This is a genomic window from Azonexus fungiphilus (genome assembly GCF_003634965.1).
Taxonomy (GTDB): domain Bacteria; phylum Pseudomonadota; class Gammaproteobacteria; order Burkholderiales; family Rhodocyclaceae; genus Azonexus; species Azonexus fungiphilus.
This window is the reverse complement of record NZ_RBXP01000013.1, coordinates 298,345-318,418: the sequence shown is the minus strand read 5'-3', so window position 1 is coordinate 318,418 and position 20,074 is coordinate 298,345. Positions and strand designations below refer to the sequence as shown.

Genomic DNA, 20,074 nt, shown 5'->3' with positions numbered 1-20,074 from the left:
CATGACCGCCCGCCTGCCGCTGCTTGCCCTGACGCTGACCCTGCTGCTGCCGTTGTCGCTGCCCGCCGCCGATTACCGCGTCGGCGAGCGCCTGCCGGCGGCCAAGGCCGGCACCAAGGGCTTTCGCGAAATCCAGTGGGACGACCTGATGCCCAAGGGCTGGGACCCGATGGCGGCGTTCAAGGGCGTCAACCTCAACCGTTTGCAGGACAGCGATCCGAAGGCCGCCGAGTTGCTGGCCAAGGTCCGCGTCGAATGGGACAAGGCGCCGGTCGAGCCGGCGCTGAACGGCCAGCGCGTCCGCATTCCCGGCTTCGTCGTGCCGCTCGAGCGCAAGGGCGACGAAGTCAGCGAATTCCTGCTCGTGCCGTATTTCGGGGCTTGCGTGCATGTGCCGCCGCCGCCCTCGAACCAGGTCATCCACGTCGTCCCGGCCAAGCCGGTCAAGGGCATGCAGACGATGGAGACCTTCTGGATCAGCGGCACCCTCAACCTGCAGGGCGGCGACAGCGGCATGGGCGTCTATGCCTACCGGCTGGCCGCCGAGCGGGTCGAACCCTACGTCGTCAAACAAGGAAAGAAGCAATGAACACCCTGAGCATGATCCTGCTGGCCTGCCTGGCCGGCGGCCTGATCAGCATGGCCGCGGCGGCGCTGGTGGTTTTCCGCCTGTCGCGGCAGTCGACCGCGATACTGGTCGCTTTCGCCGCCGGCGTGATGCTGTCGTCGGCCTTCCTGCACATCCTGCCGGAAGCCTTCAACTCGCTGCCACCGGTCGACATCCATGCCGGCCACGACCACGGCCCCGACGACCACGCTGCCATCGCCGCCGAGGAGGATGCGCATGCCGGTCACAACCACGGCGGCCCGTTCGCGACGCTGTTCGCGCTGATGCTGGGCACGCTGTTCGCGTTCTTCGCGCTCGAGCGGCTGGCCCTGTGGCGCCACTCGCACGGCGACTGCAGCGCCCATGAAGGTCACCACGCGACGGTCACGGCGCCGCCGCTGATCCTGATCGGCGACGCCTTCCACAACTTCGTCGACGGCGTCCTGATCGCCGCCGCCTTCATCGCCGATCCGGTGCTCGGCATGACCACGACGGTGGCCATCATCGCCCACGAGGTGCCGCAGGAAATGGGCGATTTCGTGCTGCTGCGCAACGCCGGCTGGAGCAATACCAAGGCCTTCCTGGCCAACGCCGGTTCCAGCCTGAGTTCGCTGCTCGGCGGCGCGCTCGGCTACTTCGCGCTGTCCACCGCCGATTTCGTGCTCCCCTACGTCCTGGTGATCGCCGCCTCGAGCTTCATCTACGTCGCGCTGGCCGACATCTTCCCGCTGCTGCACAAGCAGCGCGACAGCTTCGTCCGGCAGAGCCTGCTGATCGGCGCCGGCGTCGCCGTGGTGCCGCTGGTCGGCTGGTTCACGCACTAGGCCGCGCGCGCGGCAGCGTCAGGCGGACGCGCAGGCCGCCGCCGGGCGCGTCGAGCAGCGCCAGTTCGCCGCCGTAAAGGCTGGCCAGATCGTCGACGATGGCCAGGCCGAGGCCGCTGCCGGCGACCTGTTCGTCGCCGCGCCGGCCCCGGCGCACCAGTTCGCCGCGAGCTGCCACCGGAATCCCCGGGCCGTCGTCGTCAATGTCGATGACCAGCATCCCGTCGGTGGCGCCCATCCCGATCCGGATCCGCGAGCGCGCCCACTTGCCGGCGTTGTCGAGCAGGTTGCCGAGCATTTCCTGAAGATCCTGGGCCTCGCCGCGAAACGCCGTCTGGGCGTCGCCTTCGACGACGAAGCTCAGGCCGCGCTCGCCGTGCACGCGCTGCATGACCCGGACCAGACCGTCGACCACCGGGCGCACCGCGCACTGGCCGTGGCGTGCCTGGGCGTTGGCGGCGACGCGGGCACGCGCCAGGTGATGGTCGATCTGGGCGCCGGCGGTCGCCACCTGGCTGCGCACCAGCGCCGCCAGTTCGCCGTCGGCGCCGGCGGCGGCATTGGCGAGCACGGTCAGCGGCGTGCGTACCGCGTGCGCCAGGTTGCCGGCCTGGCTGCGGGCGCGCTCGACGAACTCGGCGTTGCGCCGCAGCAGGACGTTGAGTTCGTCGACCAGCGGCTGGATCTCGCGCGGATGATCGTCGCCCAGCGTCGCCCGGTCGCCGTCGCGCAGTCGGGCCAGCTCGTCGCGCAGCCGGGCCAGCGGACGCAGGCCGGCGAATACCTGGAAGGCGGCGGCCAGGCCGAGGCCGCAGGCGAGCAGGGCGAGCCCGGCGAGGAGCAGGGTACGCAGACGGTCGACCGGCTCGACGAGGCGTTTTTCGTCGGCGGCGACGATCAGCCGCCAGGCCGCGTCGGGCGTCTCGGCCGGGCGCAGGGTCTGTTCGAGCAGGCGCAGCGACTGGCCTTGCGGGCCGGCAACCCGGTGTTCGTGGCGTTCGCCGTCGGCCAGGCGGTCGCCGGGGACGGCCAGTTCGGCATCCCACAGCGAGCGCGAGCGCAGTACCGCGGTCTGGCCGGCGCCGCCAGCCTCGGCCATCCGGTCTACCTGCCAGTAGAGGCCGGCGTAGGGGCGCTCGAGGCGCGGGTCGCTGAGCGGGCGGGCGAGCACCGGGCGGCCGTCGGCGCCGGCTTCGAGGTTGGCCGCCAGTTGCTCGAGGTGGATCGCCAGTTCGGCGCGGAACTGGCCGGCCAGGTGTTCCTCGAACATCGCCTGGAGCAGCCAGCCGGTTGCCGCGATGGTCGCCAGCATCCAGGCCAGGGTGCCGGCGAGCAGGCGCAGGCGGAGCGAGGCCGGGCGCTTCATGGTTCGGCGCGCAGCCGGTAGCCGAGGCCGCGCAGGGTCTCGATCATGCCCTCGGGCAGCTTCTTGCGCAGCCGGCCGACGAAGACCTCGAGGGTGTTCGAGTCGCGCTCGGCGTCGAGCGGATAGACGTGCTCGGCCAGCGTCGCCCGCGAGACGACCTCGCCGCGCTGGCGGAGCAGGCAGGCGAGGACGCGGAACTCGTGGCTGGTCAGCGTCAGCGGCTGGCCGTCGAGGCAGACGCGGGCACTGCGCAGGTCGAGGCTGAGCGGGCCGTTGCGCAGTTCGTTGCCGGCCTGGCCGGCGGCGCGACGGATCAGGGCGCGCAGGCGGGCGCTCAGTTCTTCCATGTGGAAGGGCTTGACCAGGTAGTCGTCGGCGCCGGCGTCGATGCCGGTGACGCGTTCGTGCCAGTCGCCGCGTGCGGTCAGGATCAGCACCGGCATGGCGCGGCCGGCGGCACGCCATTCGCGGAGTACGGAAAGGCCGTCGAGCTGCGGCAGGCCGAGGTCGAGGACGACCGCGTCGAAGCTTTCCTCGTTGCCCAGGTGCAGCGCGTCGCGGCCGTTCACCGCGACATCGACGACATAGCCCTCGGCGCGCAGGCTGCGGGCGATCTGCAGGTTCAGCGTCGGTTCGTCCTCGACGACCAGGAGATGCATCAGTCGCGCCCCTTCCGGCCATGGCGGCCCTTGATCGCGAGCAGGCGGCCGTCGCGGGCGTCGACCAGCAGCTTGTTGATGCCGCCGTCGCGGCGCAGCATCTTGATTTCGTAGCGCCACTGGCCATCGTCGCGTTCGAGCTCGACTTCGAGCACTTCGCCGTGGTGTTCGCGCTCGACCCGTTCGAGGACGCTGGCGAGCGGCAGGATTTCACCGGCGGCCAGCGCCCGGCGGGCGATCTCGTGATCCTGGCGGCCGTCGGCCCGGGCCGGCGGCTGCCAGATCAGGGCGCAGCCGAGGCCGAGCAGCAGGCCCAGGCAGCGGAGCGGGCGCATCGGCACCGACGGCCTACGGACGGTTGCGCCCGGCACCCGGGCCGCGGCCGGCGCCAGCGCCCGGCGACTGCGGGTTGACCGGCGTCAGGACCTGGCCGCGGGCGGCGGCGCGCTCGCTCATCCGCTGATGGTTTTCGGCGCGGATGGCGGCGCGTTCGTCCTCGGTCCGGGCGGCGCGCATGCGGTTGCGCTGCTCGGTACGTTCCTCGGCGGTCATCAGCTGGTCGGCGGTGACCGTCGCCGGTTCGGCGGCGGCCAGGCTGCCGGCGCAGGCGACGAGAAGGGCGACGAGGGTGGTGCGGAAGCGGGTTGCGGACATGATGGACTCCTTGCGATCTGAATGATGTCATGCGGGCGCGTGGCCCGCCATGCGTTGATGCAGGCCGGACTTCATTCCCCATTGACGGTTTTACACCGCGCTGCCTGAACCTGAGCTGAACGCGGCTTTCAGGTTGCATTCAGCGGTGCACCTGCATAGTGCGAGCCATCGTCACCCGCAGGAGCTCACCGATGTCCATCCGCCACCTTTCCCTGATCGCCCTCGTCGCCGCCTTTTCGCCGGCGTTCGCGGCGACGCCCCTGGCCGCCCAGCTGACCGCCTACGCCAGTGCCGCCCGCAGCGAGAACCCGGCCTTCGCCGGTTTTTCGGCACAACGCGGCGAAGTTCTCCACCGCACCGAGTTTGGCCGCGGCAAGCCCGATTCACCGGCCTGCGCCAGCTGTCACGGCCAGGATCCGCGCCAGCCGGGCACTGCCCGCAGCGGCAAGCGCATCGATCCGATGGCGCTTTCCGTCACCCCCGGGCGCTATGCCGACCCGGCCAAGGTCGAGAAATGGTTCAAGCGCAATTGCGACGAAGTCCTCGGTCGCGCCTGCACCGCCCAGGAGAAGGGCGACTGGCTCAGCTTCGTGGCCAGCCGCTGAGGAGCGCGACGATGAAAATGACACTGCGCCCCCTGGTCCTGGTCGCCCTGGCGGCCGGCTTTTCCGCCCTCGTCCTCGGCAGCGCCCGCGCCGGCGGCAGCCATTTCTTCCCGCCGGTCAGCGAGCCGCTGGTTCGCGAAGAATGCGGCAGCTGCCACCTGGCCTTCGCCCCGTCGATGCTGCCGGCGGCGTCGTGGCGGAAGATGATGGGCGAGCTCGACCGGCATTTTGGCGAGGATGCGACGGTCGACCCTGAAATTGCCCGAAAAATCACCGCCTGGCTGGTCGCCAACGCCGGCGACAGCGGCGGCAGCCGCTACGGCGCCAAGTTGCTGCGCGGCGTCGATGCCGGGGCGGCGCCGCAGCGCATCACCGGGCTGCCGAAGTGGGTGCGCGAGCACCGCGAGGTGCCGGACTGGGAGTGGCGCCACAAGGAAGTGCGCAGCAAGGCCAATTGCGTCGCCTGCCACGCCGATGCCGAACGCGGCTATTACGAGGACTGACGGCGTGTCGCGCCGTCGCTGACAGGGAGAAACATCATGCACAGGATCCATCATTGCCTGGCGGCACTGCTCGCCGCCTGCAGTCTCGGCGTTGCCGCCGGCGAAACGCGCCAGCCGCCGGCCGGCGGCTGGTTGCCGATGTCGGCGCTGGTCGCCCGGCTGGAAGCCGCGGGCTACCGCAACATCGAGGAAATCGAGCGCGAACACGGGCGCTACGAGGTGCGCGCCACCGACCGCCAGGGGCTGCGCGGCAAGTTCCTTTTCGACGCCCGCAGCGGCGAGTTGCTGGTTCCCCGCCCGGCCGGGCAGGCCGCCGGCGAGGCTCGCGAATGCAGCAAGCGGCGCTGCCGCGACGACCTGCCGGCCGGCGGAGGCCGGCCATGAAGGCGCTGCTCGGCGGTCTGGTCGCGGTGCTGGCGCTGGCCTGGGCGGCCGCCTGGTCGCTGGCGCCGGCGTCGACGGCCCATCCATGGTGGATCGCCTACCAGCAGCTGCTTTACCTGAGCGGCCTGCTCGCAATCGGCCTGCTCTCGCTGGCGACCTTCCTGGCGGCGCGCCCGGCCTGGCTGGAAACGCCGCTCGGCGGCATGGACCGGATCTACCGGACGCACAAGTGGGCGGGCATCCTCGGCGGCGTCTTCGCGATCCTGCACTGGCTGATCGAGATGTCCGACGATCTGCTGAAATCGTCGATCGGCCGTGCCGGCCGGGTGCCCAAGGAAAAGTTCGGCAACATCCTGGACAGCCTGCGCCACCTCGCCGGCGATCTCGGCGAATGGGGTTTCTACCTGCTTGTCGTCCTGGTCGCGATCACCCTGTGGCAACGTTTTCCCTACCGCAACTGGCGCTTCCTGCACCGGGCAATGCCGGTGCTCTACCTGCTGCTCGCCTTCCATTCGGTGCTGCTCTCGCCGGCGACCTACTGGACCCAGCCGAGCGGCTGGCTGCTTGGCCTGTTCGTCGCGCTGGGAAGCTACGGCGCATTGCGTTCGCTGCTCGGCAATGTCGGTCGCGGCCGCAGCGTGAGCGGCCGCATCGTCGAACTGGAAACACTCGCCGACGATGTCCTGCGCGTGCGCTGCCGCCTCGATGCCGGCTGGCGCGGCCACCGTCCGGGGCAGTTCGCGCTGGTCACCTTCGACCGCGCCGAGGGCGCCCATCCATTCACCATCGCCGATGCCGATCGCGGCGACGCTTGCGTCGAGTTCTGCATCAAGGCCCTCGGCGACTACACCCGGCGCCTGCCGGCGACACTCGCGATCGGCAGCCCGGTTGTCGTCGAAGGCCCCTACGGCCGCTTCGAGCTTGCCCGCCGGCGTGCCGACGTCCGCCAGCTGTGGGTCGCCGGCGGCATCGGGGTGACGCCCTTCCTGGCCTGGCTGGCGGCCCTGCAGGAAACGCCGGCCGTCGCCCAGGCCGAACTGCATTACTGCACCCGCGACCGCGAGCGCGATCCCTTCGTCGCCCGCCTGCAGGCCCTGTGCGCCGGTCTCCCCGGCGTCCGCCTGCGCGTGCACGGCGCCGCCCAGGGCGAGCGGCTCGACGCCGACGCTCTGCTGGCCGGCCGCGGCGGACCCGCCGAGGTCTGGTTCTGCGGCCCGGCCGGCCTGGCCGGCGCCCTGCGCGACGGCCTAGGCCGCCAGGTCCGCCGCTTTCACCAGGAGGCCTTCGTGATGCGCTGAAGCGGGATTGGCTCAGCTTGAGCCCGGATTCAATCCTATTGTCAGGCGGTTAGGCTGGACGGCAGGCAACGCGCTGCGGCGGTAAATGGTGAAGCGATAGACGAGCAGGCAGATGTTCCAGTCGATCAGCAACGTCCACAAGTTGTGCGAGAGGAAATGGGCACCCTGGATCATGCGCCCGGCAGCGAGCAGGCTGCCGAAGGCCAGGGCGCCGACCAGCAGGCTTCTGGCGAGCCGCGGCCGGCGGTCGCGCAGGGCGAAGAAGAGGGCAATCAGCGAGAAACCGGTCGAAGCGTGACCGCCCGGCCAGCAGCGTCCGGGATGTTCGGTCGATGGCCGCGCGGAGAGCAGGGATGAAAAAGTCTCGCTGCCGCCGAAGGCGCTGAGATCCCACGGACATTGCACCGCGCTGACTACCTTGAGCGGCGGTACGACCGCAGTGGACAGGGCGATCGCCAGCAGCGCGTAGGCGAGCGGGCCGCGCCACGGGCGCAGCGCGGCGAGCCGGGTGCTGGCGGCGAGGGCGACGCCCAGGGCGAGCACGAAGACGATGACCAGCGTTTTCGCCCGGTCGTGCAGGACGGTTTCCAGCCAGTAGTTGTCGCGGGCAACGAAGCCGCTGCCCGGAACATGGAAATGGCCGGCGATCCAGAAGTCGAGTGGAGCCGGATCGATCGCCAGCAACAGCCCCATCGCCGCCAGCGGCAGGCCCAGCCAGAGCGCGAAGGCGAACGGGCGGGACGGGCTGGGGTCAGCGCTTGGTGCCATCGCTTGCCGCCTTCAGCGGGTGCCAGGCCAGCAGGCCGTTACGGAAGGCGTGACTCGCTCCCTGGTAATAGGCGATGTCGCGGCGGATCAGCGGATCGTCGGCGCCGACGCGGCTTTCCCGGCTTTCGCCGAGCGCGTCGTCGTGGCGGCGCATGTCGCGGCGCGGGCTGAGGATGGCGAGGTCCTTGCCGTCGAACAGGCCGAGGTGCTGGTAGTTGCCAATCACCGCGCGGCCCGGACGTTGCGCGTCGAGCAGCAGGTTGTGACCGAAGAAGGTGGATTCGTAATCGATGCCGAGCAGGCCGAGCAGGGTCGGTGCCAGGTCGATCTGGCTGGCCAACGTCGTCACTTCGCGCGCCTTGATGAGGTCCGGCGCGTAAATGAACAGCGGGATGTGGTAGTTGGCCACCGGCAGATCCTCGTAACCGGCGCTGCCGGCGGTGTGGTCGGCGACGAAGACGAAGATGGTGTCGGTAAACCATGGCTTGCTGCGGGCCCGTTCGAGGAACTTGCCGATGGCGTGGTCGGTGTATTTGACGGCGCCTTCGCGGCCCGAACCGGAGGCAATATCGATGCGACCGTCCGGATAGGTGTAGGGACGGTGGTTGGACGTCGTCATCAACTGCAGGAAGAAGGGCTTGCCGGCGGCGTGGTCCTGGTCGCCGATCTTCAACGCCTGTCCGTAGATATCCTCGTCGGCCATGCCCCAGGCGTTCTGGAAGGACATTTCGCTGTCCGGGACGCTGCTCTGGTCGACGATGCGGTAGCCATTGCCGCTAAAGAAGGCATTCATGTTGTCGAAGTAGCCGCGTCCGCCATAGACGAAGACGCTGTCGTAGCCGCGCGCGGTGAGTTGCTGGCCGAGGCTGGCGTAGCCGCTTTCACGGCCCTGGCGTTTGACGATGGAGCGACCGGGCGTCGGCGGCATCGACAGGGTGATTGCTTCCAGACCGCGGTCGGTGCGCGTGCCGGTCGCCCGGAAATTGCTGAAGAACAGGCTCTGGCCGCGCAGGACATCGAGGTTCGGGGTCAGTCCGCGCTGGTCGCCGTAGCTGCCGAGGTACTTGGCGCTGAGGCTTTCGATGGTGACGAGGACGATGTTGTGATGGCGTTCCGGCCCCGGGTTGTCGATGGCGCGCCGGATGTCGAGCGGATGGTCGCCGACGAAACGGGCATTCGGCTCGGCGACTTCGGCGCGCAGCAGGGCGCCAGCCTCGGCGTCGGGCAGGGTGGCGTAGAACTGGCGGTAGTCGAGTTCGTTGTTGCGGAAGGCGGCGAAGAACTGGAAGGGGCCGTTGCTCGCCAGTTCGCGCTGATAGACGTTGCCGCCCTGGCCATGCGGGAAGGACTGGCCGACGATGGCGAGGTTGAGACCGGCGACCAGCAGCAGCCCGCCAAAAGCCAGCGCCGCCCGGCGACGCGGCAGTAACGGCGCATCGAAGCTGGCGACGAGCTGGCGTTTCAGCGCCAGCGTGGCGACGCCGGCGACGATGGCGAGAATGCCGAGTAGGCGATAGATCGGGTAGGACTCGACAATGTTGTCGACGACTTCCTTGGAATAGACCAGGTAATCGACGGCGATGAAATTGAAGCGGACGCCGAATTCGTCCCAGAACAGCCACTCGGCGGCGGCGACGAAGAGCATGGCGAAGATGCCGATGCCGGTGGCGAACAGCAGCAGCGTGCGGTGCCAGCGGGCGCGCCACAGCTTCTCCGGGCAGAGTAGCAGGTAAAGGGCGGGCAGCAGCGCGGCATAGACCAGGAAAGCCAGGTCGTACAAGGTGCCGACGGCGAACAGGCGCAGGATTGCCAGGAAACCGGCATCAGCCTCGGCGAAATGGGTGGTCAGCAACAAACCACGGACCAGGAAGAAAACCAGCAGCCAGCTGGCGAGAGCGATAGCGAGGAAGCGGGTTTGGGCGTGGCGGAAGAAAGGCATCGGCTGCGCGAAGAGTTTGTGATGGCGCGCAGTCTGCGACGGGAAACGTCAATGGCGTGTGAACGGATTGTCAAAAAAACGTCAAGAAACCTCAACCTTCTGGTTGGTGGGCGATTAAGACGCGATTCAGCCGCCATCGCTATACTCTCTTTTCTGCAACCGGAAGTCCCAAGCGCATGCGTCTGCTGATCGTTGAAGACAACTCTGACATCCTCGCCAACATTCTCGACTACCTCGAAGCTGCCGGTCATGTCGTCGATTGCGCGCGCAACGGGCCGGGCGGGCTGCATCTGGCACTGACCGGGCATTACGACCTGATCGTCCTCGACATCATGCTGCCCGGCATGGACGGCTACCAGCTCTGCCGCAGCCTGCGCGAAGCCGGCTGCCAGGTGCCGGTGATCATGCTCACCGCCCGCGACGCGCTCGACGATCGCTTGCAGGGCCTGCGCAGCGGTGCCGACGACTACCTGGTCAAGCCTTTCGCGCTGGCCGAACTGGAAGCGCGCATCGAGGCGATCCTGCGCCGCACGCGCGGCGCCAGCCAGCGCCTGCAGGTCGCCGACCTGGTGCTCGATCTCGACACCTGGCGGGCGACCCGCGCCGGCCAGCCACTGCGCCTCAACCCGGCCTGCCTGAAGCTGCTCGAAACGCTGATGCGCAAGAGTCCCGGCGTCGTTCGCCGCGAGGCGCTGGAAACGGCGCTGTGGGGCGACGATCCGCCGGCCAGCGACAGCCTGCGCAGCCACCTGCACCTGCTGCGCCTGGCTGTGGACAAACCCTTCCCGCGGCCGCTGCTGCATACCGTGCACGGCGTTGGCTATCGTCTCGGGGAAGATATCCATGGCTGACAAGCAGCCGCTCGCCCGCCGCATCCTGCTTTCCTTCATGTTGCTGACGGCGCTGATCGCCGGCATCAACGCCTGGGCGATCATCGCCGTCGTGCACGTCGTCGAGGAAGACCTGATCGGCGACGAGATGCGCCAAGAGATGGAAATGGTCGAGACGGTCTACCTGACCGAGGGGCGGATTCCCGACCTCACCGGCGGCAGCGCGCTCTACGTGCCGACGCTGAAGGCGCAGCCCCTGCCGGCGGCGTTTGCCGGGCTGCACCCGGGCTATCAGGAAGTGGTCGGCGAAAACGGCGCTTGGCATGTACTGGAAACCAGTATCGAAGGACATCGCTTCATCCTTGCCCGCAACCAGGATGCTTTCGAAGCACGCGAGCAGATGCTGTACAAGGTGGTGGTTGGCGGTTTCCTGCTCGCCATTGTGCTCGCCTGGTTGATCGGACGCCTGACCGTGCGCCGGGTGATCGACCCGGTGATCCGCCTGGCCGGCCAGGTTCGCGGCCGCGATTCGATGCATGAGCTGGCACCGCCGCTGGCCCCCGAATACGGCGACGACGAGCTCGGACAGCTGGCCGGCGCGTTCGACCAGGCCTTTGGTCAGCTGCGCCGCGCGATCGAGCGCGAGCGCCTGTTCACCAGCGACGTCAGCCACGAACTGCGGACGCCGCTGATGATCGTCGGCACTTCGGCCGAACTGCTGCTGCGCGGCGAACTGTCGGGGCGGGCGCGGCGGCAGGTCGAACGCATCGCCAAGGCCGCCGGGGAAATGCGCGCGCTGGTCGAGGTCTTCCTCCAGCTGGCCCGGGCCCAGGCGGCACCGGCCGCGCCGGAGGCGGCGGTCAGCCTGGCGGCGATGGCGGCGGAGCAGGGCGAGGTCTGGGGGCCGGAAATCACCGCCCGCGGGCTCGCCTTCGTCGTTGTCAGCGAGGCCGCGATGCCCGGCGTCTGGCATGCGACCCTGTTGCGGGCGGTGATGGGCAACCTGTTGCGCAATGCCAGCCACTACACCGAACGCGGCGAGATCCGCCTGATCCTCGATGCCGGCGGTTTTCGCGTCGAGGACAGCGGGCCGGGCATCGCCGCCGACGAACGCGAGCGTCTGTTCGACAGCTTCGTGCGCGGCAGCGCAGCCCGCGGCGAAGGCCTCGGGCTCGGCCTGTCGCTGGTTCGCCGGATCTGCGAGCAGCAGGGCTGGCGCATCGAGGCGCACAACCTGGCCGGTGGCGGCAGCTGTTTTTCCGTGCGCCTGGGCCGGTTTTGACGTTTTTTTGACGGGCTTTTGACGGCCCCTTGACGGGCCTCCGCCTATCGTTGGCACCTCTGCTACAGGAGGTACGACGATGACCCCGAATCTGCCGATCCAGCTCGAATTCTCGAACAAGTACGACAGCGCGCACGCGCTGCAGTATTTCCACAAGCACCGCGCCGGCCTCGCCCGCCGCCTTTCCGACTGGCGCGACCGCCAGCTGGCGCGGCGGGCCCTGCAACTGGCCGGCGACCCCGGGCTGGTCCTCGACCTGCCCTGCGGCGCCGGCCGTTTCTGGCCGCTGCTCGGCGAGCAGCCGAACCGCGTCATCCTGGCCGCCGACAACTCGCCGCACATGCTCGAAGTCGCCCGCCGCGAAATGCCGCCGGCCCTGGCCGGGCGCGTCCATACCCTGCACACCTCGGCCTTCGCCATCGATCTCGAGGCGGCGTCGGTCGACAGCATCTTCTGCATGCGCCTGCTCCATCACATCGCCGATCCGGCGCACCGGCTGGCGATGCTGCGCGAGTTCCACCGCGTCACCCGCGACACGGTGATCGTCTCGCTGTGGGTCGATGGCAACTACAAGGCGTGGCGCCGCCGGCGCCTGGAAGCCCGGCGCGCCGGCCGTCCCGGCGAAAACGGCAACCGTTTCGTGATTCCCGCGGCAACCGCCGAAAGCGAGTTCGCCAGCGCCGGCTTCGCCATTCTCGGCCACCACGATTTCCTCCCCGGCTACGCGATGTGGCGGGTGTATACGCTGCGCAAGCTGGCCTGAACGCCGCGAGTCGAGTCACGACCCGCCTTCCCGGCGCCGGGGCGGGGCGTTTTCAGCGAGGCGCCGGCAAGAGGTCCCGATGTCTGCCCAGGAAACCGCCGGCGTGCTGCGCCGCTACTTTGCGCTGCTCTATGTCGCGCTGTTCTCGATGATCGCCCTGTTCTGGCCGGTGGTTCCGATCCAGGGCGCCGCCGCCTGGGGCTTCGCGTTCGCCGCGACCGCCGCCTATGCCGGCCTCTACCTGGCCGCCGCGTTGCTGCCTTGCCTGCTGCTCGCCCTGCTGCCCCGGCACCTGGCCCTGCGCCCGCCGCTGCTGGCCGGCGCCGCGGTGCTCGGCGGCAGTCTGGCCTTGCTGGCGATCTACGCCGACTACCGCCTCTACGCGCTCTACCAGTATCACTTCAACGGTTTCGTCTGGAACCTGCTGACCACGCCCGGCGGCATCGCCGCCCTCGGTGCGACGGCGTCGACCGAGATCACCGTGGCACTGCAGGTCGGTGCCATCGTTCTCGCCAACCTGGGGCTGCTCTGGGCGCTGCACCGCTACCGCCAGCGCGGCTGGCAGCTGCCGGCACGGGCCGCGGCGATCGCCGGCATCGTTCTCGCCGGCCTGTTCGCCGGTGAGGAAGTCGTCTTTGCCTACAGCGTCCATACCGGCCAGGAAGAACTGCTGGCGGCAGCCGATGCCGTGCCCTTTCACTTGCGGAGCAGCGGCAAGACCCTGTTCAACCGACTGGGCATCGAGCGGCGGGCGCTGCAGGCCCTGCGCCTGGCCGGCGGGACCGTGGCTTATCCGGGGACGGCCGTGGACAGCAGCCGCCTGCGGCCGACCAACGTCGTTGTCCTGGTCGCCGAGTCCTTCCGCTGGGATCTGCTCGACCCGGAAATCACCCCCCACCTGTGGCGGTTCGCGCAGCGCGCGACCCGCTTCGAGAACCACTACAGCGGCGGCAACCGTACCCGGATGGGACTGTTCTCGCTGTTCTACGGCGTCTATGCGCCCTACTGGTACAGCTTCGAACAGCAGCGCGTGGCGCCGGTGCTGATGAACGTGTTGCGCGAGCACGATTACCAGATCGCCGCCCATACCAGCCAGAGCTTCGATTACCCGGAGTTGCGCCATACCGTGTTCGCCGGCGTGCCCGCGGCGCAGTTGCAGGAGATCAAGACCGGCGAGCCCTGGCAGCGCGACATCCGCAACATCGACGACCTGGTCGCCAAGGTCGACGCGCGCGATCCGCGGCGGCCCTTCTTCGGCTTCATGTTCTTCGAGTCGACGCATGCGCCCTACAGCTTCCCCGAGGCCCAGGCGCTGCGCGCCGACTACCTGCGCGACATGAACTACATCGACCTCGACCTGCGCAACAACATCGGCGCCATCCACAACCGCTACATCAATGCCGCCCACCATATCGACGCCCAGGTCGGCCGTCTGCTCGAACACCTCGAGAAGACAGGCATGCTCGAACAGACGGTGCTGCTGTTCACCGGCGACCACGGCGAGGAGTTCATGGAGAAGGGGCGCTGGGGGCACGGCCACGGCACCACCTTCCCCGAGGAGCAGGTGCGCGTGCCGCTGGTGCTGTGGCGGCCGGGCGTCGCGCCGGCGGTGGTGACGCACCGCAGCTCGCACCTGCAGGTGGCGCCGACGCTGCTCGCCACCCTTGGGGTCGACCAGCCTTCGCGCAGCTACAGTTCGGCCGATCCGCTCGAGCAGGAGCTGCCCTATTTCGTGTTCGGCGAATACAACTACATGGGCGTCGACGACGGTCGGCACAAGATCACCTTCCCGTTCACCGGCAGCGACTATTTCCGTTACAGCGTCTTCGACGAGGCCGACCATCCGGTCGCCCGCGACCAGCGCGATAGCGTCGTCGCCGGCGCCGCCGGCCTGCTCGACGCAGTGAGCCGCGAGAGCCGGCGCTTCGTGCGCTGAGCCGGTTCAGCCGGCGAGCGGCAGTTCGAGGTCGACGCGCAGGCCGCCGCCGGCGAGGTTTTTTGCCGTGATCGTGCCGTCGACCGTCAACATCACCCGGCGGGCGATCGCCAGGCCGAGGCCGTGGCCGTGGCCGATCGCGTTGCGGGCGCGGCGGAAGGGTTCGAAGATGTGCGCCAGTTCGTCCTCGGGCACGCCCGGGCCGTGGTCGAAGATGCTGATCCGGCAGCGCCGGTCGGCGGTGGCAGCGGTGACGATGCGGATGCGGCCGCCGTCCGGCGAATGCTTGAGTGCGTTGCGCACGACATTCTCGATGGCGCGGTGGAGCAGTTCGGGATTGGCCCGGACGTGCAGGCCGGGCGTTTCGTCGAGATCGACGATGAGGTGCCGCGGTGCCGCCTCGAGACGGGCATCCTCGAGCAGTTCGGCGACCAGTTCGTCGAGGGCGACGATCTCCGCGGCGCCGCCGACGCCGGCTTCGAGGCGCGACAGCGTGAGCAGTTCGCCGACCAGCTGGTTCATCCGCTCGCCTTCGCGTTCGAGCCGGCTCATCGTTTCCTCGAAGCGTTCCGGCGCCTGGCGGGCCAGGCCGATTGCCGCGTGCAGCCGGGCCAGCGGCGAGCGCAGCTCGTGCGAGACGTCGTGGAGCAGGCGGGTCTGCGCCTCGAGCAGGCTGGCCAGGCGTTCGCTCATGCGGTCGAAATCGTCGCCGAGTTCGCTCAGTTCGTCACGTCGGCGGCCCATCGCCGGGCCGATGCGCAGGCTCAGGTCGCCGTCGCTGGCGGCGGCGAAAGCGGCCTTCAGGCGGCGCACCGGGCGGGCGACGTACCAGGCGATGGCGCCGGCCGAGAGCAGGCTGGCGAGCAGGCCGGTGAGCAGCGGCAGCACCGGCAGGCGCGGGCCTTCGCCCGGCCGCGGCCCCGGCGGCGGCCGGAATTCGCTGCCGGGCGGCGGTGGCGGTGGCGGGAACTGGCGCTCGAAGCGTGCCTGCAGTTCGTGTCGCTCGATCCAGAAGATCGCTGCAGTGCCGAGGATCGCGGTCAGCTGGGCCAGCCAGACGATGAGGAAGAATTTCCAGAAGAGGCGGCCCATGCTCAGCCCGGAATCATCTGGTAACCCTGGCGGAAGACCGTCTGGATCGGCGAGCGGCCGTCGTCGAGCGGGCCGAGTTTCTGGCGGATGCTCGACAGATGCACGTCGATGCTGCGGTCGTAGCGCGCCAGCGGCCGGCCGAGCGCCTGCTGCGACAGCTCGTCCTTGCCGACGGTGCGGCCGGCGTTGCGGGCGAGCACCTCGAGCAGGTTGAATTCGGTGCTGGTCAGCTCGAGCCCGCGTCCGCGCCATTCGGCCAGGCGCTGCGCCGGGTTCAGGCGCAGCGGACCGACTGTCAGTTCGCCCGCAGGCGCCGCCGGTGCCGTGCTGCCGCGGCGCAGGATGGCACGCAGGCGGGCGGCCAGTTCGCGCGGCAGGCAGGGCTTGGGAACGTAGTCGTCGGCACCGAGTTCGAGGCCGACGATACGGTCCATGTCGTCGCCGCGTGCGGTCAGCATCAGCACCGGCATCTGGCTGGCGGCGCGGATCCGGCGCAGGGCCTCGATGCCGGATAGCCCGGGCAGCATCACGTCGAGCACGGCGATCGCGAAGCGGCCGCCGAGCGCCGCGGCGATGCCGCTTTCGCCGTCGTGCGCGAGTTCGACGCTGAAGCCGTCGCCCCGCAGGTAGTCGGCGAGCATGCCGGCGAGTTCAACATCGTCGTCGATCAGCAGCACGGCTGCCATGTCCTGCACTCCATTGATTGCGTTTCAGGGCCGCATGATAGCCGGGTGGTCGCAGCCAGTGCGCTGTTTTTACAGACTTTTACCCCGCCTTGCCGGGGGCGGCGGCAAATTTCGCCGGAGGCAGGTTTTGCCGCTTTTCGGCGGGTTTTTGCACGAATTTGACGGTCGACCGTCAAATTTCGCCGATTTCTTGACAAGTTTTTACCCCCTTTAACCTGGTTCGCCACGAATTTTTGCGGCAAATGGCCGATAACTTGCTCAGTTAGCGCCGCCGGATGTCTGTCCGGCGTTTTCAACCCGATTCAAGGAGTCAATCATGATCAGCGGTCTGGGCAGTTCGTCACAGATGAGCCAGCTGTTTTCGCGGCTGGACAGCAAGAGCCAGGGATACCTGGAAAAGAGCGACCTGGCGTCGGCCTTCGGTGCCATTTCCGGCGGCGACGATAGCGCGGTCGACGAGGTTTTTGCCGCCTTCGACACCGACAGCGACGGCAAGGTCACCGAAAGCGAGTTTGCATCGACCTTGAGCAAGCTGCAGGAAGAACTCGACGCGCAGTTCGGCCAGATGCGCATGCAGGGCGGCATGCCGCCACCGCCGCCGGCCGGCGACGAAGGCTTCACGCAGGAAGAGCTGGCCGCCCAGCTTGAGGAAATCGGCGATGCCGATAGCGACCGCGCCAGCCTGATCGCCGACGTCGTCGCCAATTTCGAGGCGACCGACGCCGACGGCGACGGCAAGGTCAGTTTCCAGGAGGCGATGGCCTACAAGAACGGCGGCACCGACGATACGACCGCGCAGTCCGAGATGGCGGCGATGCAGGGAATGCCGCCACCGCCGCCGCCGGCCGGTGACGCCGGCTTCACGCTCGACGAGCTGGAGAGCCAGCTGGCCGAAATCGGCGACAGCGACAGCGAGCGGGCCGGCCTGATCGCCGACATCGTCGCCAACTTCGAAGCCGCCGACAGCGACGGTGACGGCAAGGTCAGCTTCCGCGAGGCGCGGGCCTACGACGAGTCGCAGCAGTCGTCGGCGAGCGCCGCCAGTGCGGGGACGCAGGCGGCGAGCAGCGAGTCGCAGGTGATGATGAAGATCATGCAGCTGATGCAGGCCTACGGCCAGGCCGACGAGCGCACCAGCAGCCTGTTGTCCACGCTGGCCTGAGCGGCCTCAGGCCGGGCACTCGTCGCAGCGGTGGATCTCCACGGTGACGTGGACGATCTCCTCGTGGATGGCGAGTGCCTCGCGCACGGCCAGCGGCGTCAGCGCCGCGTCGTGGGCGAGCAGCGAGACGGCGCAGGCGTAGGCGCCGTTGCCAACGCGCCAGACGTGAAGATCGGTGAGGTGGGTGCCGGCCGGCAGGGTGGCGATCACCTCGCGGATTTCCTCGACCACCGGGTGGTCCATCTCGCGGTCGAGGAGCACGCTGCCGGTCTGGCGCAGCAGGTTCTTCGCCCATAGCGCCACCAGCACCGCACCGACCACCGCGCAGGCCGGATCGAGCCAGTCCCAGCCGTAGAGCCAGCCGCCGGCCAGGGCGGCGATCGCCAGCACCGAGGTCAGCGCGTCGGTGATGACGTGAATGTAGGCGGCCTTCAGGTTGAGGTCGGCGTGGCCGTGCGCATGGTCATGCCCGTGCCCGTGATCGTGGCCATGGTGATCGTGGCCGCCGGCCCGGTGCAAAATTGCCGCGCAAGCCAGGTTGACCGTCAGACCGAGGGCGGCGACGACCATCGCCTCGAGGTAGCGGATCGGCTGCGGGTCGAGCAGCCGCTCGCCGGCACCGATCACCATCAGCGCGGCGACGGCGAGCAGGAAGAGGGCGCTGGTGTAGCCGCCGAGCACCTCGATCTTCCAGGTGCCGAAGGCGAAGCGGCTGTCCCGGGCGTACTTGCGGGAGGCGGCGTAGGCCAGCGCGGCGAGGCCGATGGCCAGCGCGTGCGAGCTCATGTGCCAGCCGTCGGCGAGCAGCGCCATCGAGTTGAACCACCAGCCGGCGCCGATCTCGACCACCATCGTCGCCAGCGTGATCCACAGCACCCAGCGGGTGCCGGCCTCGGCGCGGGCGTTGCCGGTGCCGTAGTCGTGCGTCTGTTCCCAGCGCGAAAGGTCGTGGTGCGCGTTCATTGCTGTCCGTAAGTGGCGAATTTATCGATCACCGCCGCCATTTCGCCGGCGTCGAGGAGGACCGGGGCGCCGAGCTGGCAGGCGCGCCAGTACTGCTCGCAGAGCTCCTCGAGCTCGATGGCGAGGGCCAGGGCTTCGTCGAGGTCGCGGCCGGCGACGAGCAGGCCGTGATTGGCGAGCAGGCAGCCGCGCCGGCCCTCGAGCGCCGCCAGGGCAGCGGTCGACAGCGCCTGCGAGCCGAAAATGGCGTAGTCGGCGCAGCGGATCGTGCTGCCGCCGAAGCGCGCGATCATGTAGTGGAAGGGGGGAATCTCGCGGCGCAGGCAGGCGAGCGTGACGGCGAACGGCGAATGCGCGTGGAGCACGGCGCCGACGTCCGGGCGGGCGGCGTAGAGATCGCGGTGGAAGCGCCATTCCGACGATGGCTTGCGGCGGCCGTGGTAGCTGCCGTCGGCGCTGTCGTCGATGGCCATGCGCGGCAGGTCGTCCGGGGTCAGCGCGGCGTAGGCCATGCCGGTCGGCGTGATCAGGAAGCCGTCGCCGTCGCGCACGCTGACGTTGCCGGCCGTGCCGCGGTTCAGCCCGGCCGGCTGCATGGCCCGGGCGGTGGCGATCAGCGCCGCGCGCAGCTCAGTCACCGGCAACCTCGGGGTAAAGCTGGCGCAGGCCGGCGTGGCTGGCCGCGCAGCGGCCGCGCTCGGTCAGGATGGCGCTGACCAGGCGGGCCGGGGTCACGTCGAAGGCCGGGTTGGCGACCGCCTCGGCCGCCGGCAGCTGTTGCAGCGCCGACGGCACGCCGCGCGCGTCGAGGCCGTGCACGCGGCGGAATTCGTCGCCGTCGCGGGCTTCGATCTCGATGTCCTTGCCTTCGGGCAGGTCGAAGTCGATCGTCGAGCGCGGCGCCGCGACGTAGAAGGGCAGGCCGTTGTCGGCGCAGGCCAGGGCCTTGAGGTAGGTGCCGACCTTGTTGGCAACGTCGCCGTTGGCGGCGATCCGGTCGGCGCCGACGATGACCGCATCGACGCGACCTTCGCGCATCAGGATGCCGGCCGCGTTGTCGGCGATCAGCGTGTGCGGCACGCCGTGCTGGGCCAGCTCCCAGGCGGTGAGCAGGCCCTGGTTGCGCGGCCGCGTCTCGGAGACCCAGACATGCACCGGCAGGCCGGCATCGTGGGCGGCATAGACCGGCGCCAGCGCGGTGCCGCCGTCGACGGTGGCGAGCCAGCCGGCATTGCAGTGGGTCATCACGTTGAGCACGCTGCCCTGGCGGCGCGGCAACTGGCGCAGCAGCTCGAGGCCGTGGCGGCCGATGGCCAGGTTCTGCGCCACGTCCTCGTCGGCGATCTGCGTCGCCGCCTGCCAGGCTGCGGCTTCGCGTTCGGCCGGCGGCAGCGGGGCGACGATGCGGTCCATGCGGGTCAGCGCCCAGTGCAGGTTGACCGCGGTCGGCCGGGTTTCCCACAGCGTCAGCACGGCCTCGCGCAGCCAGGCATCGTCGCTGCGCTGGCCGAGCGCGATCGCCAGTCCGTAGGCGGCGGTGGCGCCGATCAGCGGCGCGCCGCGCACCTGCATGGCGCGGATCGCGTGCGCGGCCTCGGCCAGCGTGGCGACGCGCAGCCAGTGCAGCGCGTGCGGCAGGCGGGTCTGGTCGATGATGTCGATGGCGCGCCGCTCGGGGTGGGCGCGCAGGGTTCGGGTGGGGATGCCGTCGATGTTCATGGGGACGCATTGTGGCATAGTGGGCGCCTGCCAA

22 protein-coding genes are annotated in these 20,074 nt (G+C 69.3%); 11 read left to right on the top strand and 11 right to left on the bottom strand.

Annotated elements, in window-relative coordinates:
• Position 1: 1 nt before the first annotated feature.
• Both DFR40_RS07030 and DFR40_RS07025 read left to right on the top strand, forming a co-directional pair.
• Positions 2 to 589 (top strand): DUF3299 domain-containing protein, encoded by a 588-nt coding sequence (locus DFR40_RS07030; protein WP_121457771.1) that lies wholly within the window; start codon positions 2 to 4, stop codon positions 587 to 589.
• Positions 586 to 1,431 carry a ZIP family metal transporter gene (locus tag DFR40_RS07025; RefSeq protein WP_121457770.1) on the top strand — a complete coding sequence of 282 codons (846 nt, stop codon included), beginning with the start codon at positions 586 to 588 and terminating at the stop codon, positions 1,429 to 1,431. The genes DFR40_RS07030 and DFR40_RS07025 overlap by 4 nt, the downstream gene beginning before the upstream one ends.
• Here the strand turns inward: DFR40_RS07025 and DFR40_RS07020 are convergent.
• The 4 genes from DFR40_RS07020 to DFR40_RS07005 are packed head-to-tail and all read right to left on the bottom strand — an operon-like array spanning position 1,421 to position 4,110.
• Positions 1,421 to 2,797, bottom strand: a complete 1,377-nt coding sequence (locus DFR40_RS07020) for a sensor histidine kinase (protein WP_121457769.1) — start codon at positions 2,795 to 2,797, stop codon at positions 1,421 to 1,423. The two genes, DFR40_RS07025 and DFR40_RS07020, sit on opposite strands and share 11 nt — an antisense overlap.
• Entirely contained in the window at positions 2,794 to 3,456 is a 663-nt protein-coding gene (locus DFR40_RS07015; protein WP_121457768.1) for a response regulator transcription factor, read from the bottom strand. The genes DFR40_RS07020 and DFR40_RS07015 overlap by 4 nt, the downstream gene beginning before the upstream one ends.
• The gene (locus tag DFR40_RS07010; RefSeq protein WP_121457767.1) at positions 3,456 to 3,791 is read right to left on the bottom strand and encodes a PepSY domain-containing protein; all 336 of its coding nucleotides are present in this window, start codon (positions 3,789 to 3,791) and stop codon (positions 3,456 to 3,458) included. Before DFR40_RS07010 ends, DFR40_RS07015 begins: the two co-directional genes overlap by 1 nt.
• Before the next feature lie 13 nt (positions 3,792 to 3,804).
• Positions 3,805 to 4,110, bottom strand: coding sequence for a hypothetical protein (locus tag DFR40_RS07005; protein WP_121457766.1), 306 nt, complete (start codon positions 4,108 to 4,110; stop codon positions 3,805 to 3,807).
• A 191-nt stretch (positions 4,111 to 4,301) separates the two neighbouring features.
• On the opposite strand from DFR40_RS07005, the gene DFR40_RS07000 reads away from it, so the two are divergent.
• From DFR40_RS07000 to DFR40_RS06985, 4 genes are read left to right on the top strand one after another with little or no spacing between them, the layout of a single operon-like run.
• Positions 4,302 to 4,715 (top strand): DUF1924 domain-containing protein, encoded by a 414-nt coding sequence (locus tag DFR40_RS07000; protein WP_121457765.1) that lies wholly within the window; start codon positions 4,302 to 4,304, stop codon positions 4,713 to 4,715.
• Positions 4,716 to 4,726: 11 nt separating this feature from the next.
• Positions 4,727 to 5,218, top strand: coding sequence for a diheme cytochrome c (locus tag DFR40_RS06995; RefSeq protein ID WP_121457764.1), 492 nt, complete (start codon positions 4,727 to 4,729; stop codon positions 5,216 to 5,218).
• A gap of 36 nt (positions 5,219 to 5,254) precedes the next feature.
• Positions 5,255 to 5,602, top strand: a complete 348-nt coding sequence (locus DFR40_RS06990; protein ID WP_121457763.1) for a PepSY domain-containing protein — start codon at positions 5,255 to 5,257, stop codon at positions 5,600 to 5,602.
• Positions 5,599 to 6,900 carry a ferredoxin reductase family protein gene (locus DFR40_RS06985; protein WP_121457762.1) on the top strand — a complete coding sequence of 434 codons (1,302 nt, stop codon included), beginning with the start codon at positions 5,599 to 5,601 and terminating at the stop codon, positions 6,898 to 6,900. The genes DFR40_RS06990 and DFR40_RS06985 overlap by 4 nt, the downstream gene beginning before the upstream one ends.
• Before the next feature lie 12 nt (positions 6,901 to 6,912).
• Here the strand turns inward: DFR40_RS06985 and DFR40_RS06980 are convergent, their stop codons facing one another.
• Positions 6,913 to 7,668, bottom strand: coding sequence for a phosphatase PAP2 family protein (locus tag DFR40_RS06980; protein WP_121457761.1), 756 nt, complete (start codon positions 7,666 to 7,668; stop codon positions 6,913 to 6,915).
• The gene (locus tag DFR40_RS06975; protein WP_121457760.1) at positions 7,652 to 9,607 is read right to left on the bottom strand and encodes an LTA synthase family protein; all 1,956 of its coding nucleotides are present in this window, start codon (positions 9,605 to 9,607) and stop codon (positions 7,652 to 7,654) included. The genes DFR40_RS06980 and DFR40_RS06975 overlap by 17 nt, the downstream gene beginning before the upstream one ends.
• Positions 9,608 to 9,783: 176 nt before the next feature.
• On the opposite strand from DFR40_RS06975, the gene DFR40_RS06970 reads away from it, so the two are divergent.
• The 4 genes from DFR40_RS06970 to DFR40_RS06955 all read left to right on the top strand — a co-directional run bounded on the left by DFR40_RS06970 (position 9,784) and on the right by DFR40_RS06955 (position 14,418).
• On the top strand, positions 9,784 to 10,458 hold the full coding sequence (locus DFR40_RS06970; protein WP_121457759.1) for a response regulator transcription factor: 675 nt from the start codon (positions 9,784 to 9,786) through the stop codon (positions 10,456 to 10,458).
• Entirely contained in the window at positions 10,451 to 11,719 is a 1,269-nt protein-coding gene (locus DFR40_RS06965) for a sensor histidine kinase (protein WP_121457758.1), read from the top strand. The genes DFR40_RS06970 and DFR40_RS06965 overlap by 8 nt, the downstream gene beginning before the upstream one ends.
• A 79-nt stretch (positions 11,720 to 11,798) precedes the next feature.
• On the top strand, positions 11,799 to 12,482 hold the full coding sequence (locus tag DFR40_RS06960; RefSeq protein ID WP_121457757.1) for a class I SAM-dependent methyltransferase: 684 nt from the start codon (positions 11,799 to 11,801) through the stop codon (positions 12,480 to 12,482).
• 79 nt (positions 12,483 to 12,561) lie between these two features.
• Complete coding sequence (locus tag DFR40_RS06955; protein WP_121457756.1) at positions 12,562 to 14,418, top strand: sulfatase-like hydrolase/transferase; 1,857 nt, start codon at positions 12,562 to 12,564, stop codon at positions 14,416 to 14,418.
• A gap of 6 nt (positions 14,419 to 14,424) precedes the next feature.
• On the opposite strand, the gene DFR40_RS06950 is transcribed toward DFR40_RS06955, so the two are convergent.
• Together DFR40_RS06950 and DFR40_RS06945 are read right to left on the bottom strand one after the other, a co-directional pair.
• Positions 14,425 to 15,510, bottom strand: a complete 1,086-nt coding sequence (locus DFR40_RS06950; protein WP_121457755.1) for a HAMP domain-containing sensor histidine kinase — start codon at positions 15,508 to 15,510, stop codon at positions 14,425 to 14,427.
• Positions 15,511 to 15,512: 2 nt separating this feature from the next.
• Positions 15,513 to 16,196 (bottom strand): response regulator transcription factor, encoded by a 684-nt coding sequence (locus DFR40_RS06945; RefSeq protein WP_121457754.1) that lies wholly within the window; start codon positions 16,194 to 16,196, stop codon positions 15,513 to 15,515.
• A gap of 316 nt (positions 16,197 to 16,512) precedes the next feature.
• Here DFR40_RS06945 and DFR40_RS06940 point away from each other — a divergent pair, with 316 nt between their 5' ends.
• Entirely contained in the window at positions 16,513 to 17,358 is an 846-nt protein-coding gene (locus DFR40_RS06940) for an EF-hand domain-containing protein (protein ID WP_121457753.1), read from the top strand.
• A gap of 6 nt (positions 17,359 to 17,364) precedes the next feature.
• On the opposite strand, the gene dmeF is transcribed toward DFR40_RS06940, so the two are convergent.
• The 3 genes from dmeF to mtnA are packed head-to-tail and all read right to left on the bottom strand — an operon-like array spanning position 17,365 to position 20,040.
• Positions 17,365 to 18,321: a CDF family Co(II)/Ni(II) efflux transporter DmeF gene (dmeF, locus tag DFR40_RS06935; protein ID WP_121457752.1), complete on the bottom strand. Its 957-nt coding sequence runs from the start codon at positions 18,319 to 18,321 to the stop codon at positions 17,365 to 17,367.
• The gene (locus DFR40_RS06930; RefSeq protein WP_211329751.1) at positions 18,318 to 18,917 is read right to left on the bottom strand and encodes a class II aldolase/adducin family protein; all 600 of its coding nucleotides are present in this window, start codon (positions 18,915 to 18,917) and stop codon (positions 18,318 to 18,320) included. The genes dmeF and DFR40_RS06930 overlap by 4 nt, the downstream gene beginning before the upstream one ends.
• Positions 18,918 to 18,951: 34 nt before the next feature.
• Positions 18,952 to 20,040: an S-methyl-5-thioribose-1-phosphate isomerase gene (gene mtnA / locus DFR40_RS06925; protein WP_121457750.1), complete on the bottom strand. Its 1,089-nt coding sequence runs from the start codon at positions 20,038 to 20,040 to the stop codon at positions 18,952 to 18,954.
• Positions 20,041 to 20,074: the final 34 nt, after the last annotated feature.